Source organism: Cupriavidus sp. WS (genome assembly GCF_000395345.1).
In the GTDB taxonomy this organism is placed as follows: Bacteria; Pseudomonadota; Gammaproteobacteria; order Burkholderiales; family Burkholderiaceae; genus Cupriavidus; species Cupriavidus basilensis_B.
The window spans coordinates 1-904 of the sequence record NZ_AQPL01000730.1 but is presented as its reverse complement, the minus strand read 5'-3'; the positions used below and the strand labels follow the sequence as shown (position 1 = coordinate 904).

Here is a 904-nt window from a genome sequence, read left to right as displayed (position 1 = left end):
GCGCGTGCTGCGCGCGGTGCAGGTGATCGTCGACGAGAAGCTGGCCAACCCGATCCTGATCGGCCGCCCGGCGGTGATCGAGCACCGCATCGAGCGCTTTGGCCTGCGCCTGCGCGGCGGCGTGGACTTCACCGTGGTCAACCCGGAGAACGACCCGCGCTTCCGCGACTACTCCGAGACCTACTTCAAGATGATGGCGCGCCAGGGCATCACGCCGCAGTACGCCAAGCTGGAGATGCGCCGGCGCACCACGCTGATCGGCGCGATGCTGCTCAGCAAGGGCGAGGCCGACGGCATGGTGTGCGGCACGGTCAGCACCACGGCGGCGCACCTGCGCTACATCGACCAGGTGCTGGGTGGCACCAACGAGGTGTACGCGGCGATGAACGGGCTGGTGCTGCCGGGCCGGCAGATCTTCCTGGTGGACACGCACGTCAACGTCGACCCGACCGCGTGCCAGCTGGCGGAGATCACCATCATGGCGGCCGAGGAGCTCAAGCGCTTCGGCATCGAGCCGAAGGTGGCGCTGGTGTCGCACTCGAACTTCGGCACCTCGGAGGCGCCGTCGGCGCGCAAGATGCGCGACACGCTGGCGATCCTGCGCGAACGGGCGCCGGAGCTGGAGGTGGACGGCGAGATGCACGGCGACAGCGCGCTGGACCCGAAGCTGCGCGAGCAGCTGGTGCCGGACGGCACGCTGATCGGGGAGGCGAACCTGCTGGTGTGCCCGAACATCGACGCGGCGAACATCGCGTACAACCTGCTGAAGGTGGCGGCGGGCAACAACGTGGCGATCGGGCCGATCCTGCTGGGGGTCAAGGCGCCGGTGCACATCCTCACGCCGTCGGCCACGGTGCGCCGCATCGTCAATATGACGGCGCTGGTGGTGGTCGATGCCGCGGCC

General features: G+C 69.2%; 1 protein-coding gene. It reads left to right on the top strand.

Annotated features, from left to right (window positions below; genetic code table 11):
- On the top strand, positions 1-904 hold a 904-nt coding region (locus K206_RS0136905), incomplete at both ends, for a phosphate acyltransferase (RefSeq protein ID WP_020207198.1).